Origin of the sequence: Jeotgalibacillus marinus (genome assembly GCF_040801915.1) — a bacterium.
Taxonomy (GTDB): Bacteria; Bacillota; Bacilli; order Bacillales; family Jeotgalibacillaceae; genus Jeotgalibacillus; species Jeotgalibacillus marinus.
In genome coordinates this window covers 1-273 of sequence record NZ_JBFMIA010000150.1, presented here as the reverse complement: position 1 = coordinate 273, position 273 = coordinate 1, and the positions used below count along the sequence as shown (strand labels likewise).

Sequence of the window (273 nt, the reverse complement as noted above, 5' to 3'; positions counted from 1 at the left end):
AACGGCGGGGCGCTGGCGATCATCTTCAGCCTCGTCGTCATCGCCATCGCGGCGATGAACCTGGTCGTCGACTTCGACATGATCGAGCGGGGTATCCGCAACGGCGCCGACGAGAAGTTCGCCTGGTACGCCGCGTTCGGCCTCACCGTGACGCTGGTGTGGCTGTACCTGGAGATCCTGCGGCTGCTGAGCTACTTCAGGGAGTAACCAGCCCGGCCGGCTCGCCGCCGCCGAAAACCGAAAGTCGCAGACGTAGGTCGCGGCGCGTAACCG

General features: G+C 65.6%; 1 protein-coding gene. It reads left to right on the top strand.

Annotated elements, in window-relative coordinates; all coding sequences use genetic code 11:
• The coding region (locus AB1471_RS17325) for a Bax inhibitor-1/YccA family membrane protein (RefSeq protein ID WP_367780975.1) at positions 1-207 on the top strand (207 nt) is incomplete at its 5' end.
• Positions 208-273 lie beyond the last annotated feature (66 nt).